Genomic DNA, 509 nt, shown 5'->3' on the forward strand with positions numbered 1-509 from the left:
TCCATACATCTTCATTATTCTTTCAATATCCTCAGTCGTCATCAGACCGTCCGTGCTGTAGCTTAAGATAATATGCTGAAAACGTGCATTGCTGATGAGCCGTTCAAAGGCATCGGTCACATTCTTCTTCATACAGAATTCCGACTTCTGATTCTCATAGGGCCGCTGTCCCGTGACGCCGGTCACCTCCGGATAGTCATACCTGGCCGCAGTCTCCAGAACATGGTAATTCGGAAGATACTGACGTTCGTTGTAAGGCGGGTCAATGTATAGGATGTCCCCCTGCAGCCGCTTTAACAGTTCGGCCCCATCCTCGTTATAACAGCGGTTTTCTTTGTGATTCGTCGTCACCTCCAGCTGGAACAGCTGGTATCTCTTATAGCTGCGCCGTTCCCAGCTCTTATGATACGCACCGTACGTACCGGAGGTATTGGATACAAATGGGATTCCCTCCACGATACAGGCTACAAGATAGTAGTATTCATTCTCATTCAGCAGTCCTGCAGTCT

At 48.5% G+C, this 509-nt stretch carries 1 protein-coding gene; it reads right to left on the minus strand.

From position 1 onward, the window contains the following. On the minus strand, nt 1-509 hold a 509-nt coding region (locus tag NE664_13270), incomplete at both ends, for a DNA adenine methylase (protein MCQ4727602.1).

This window comes from Anaerotignum faecicola, from assembly GCA_024460105.1.
Classification (GTDB): domain Bacteria; phylum Bacillota; class Clostridia; order Lachnospirales; family Anaerotignaceae; genus JANFXS01.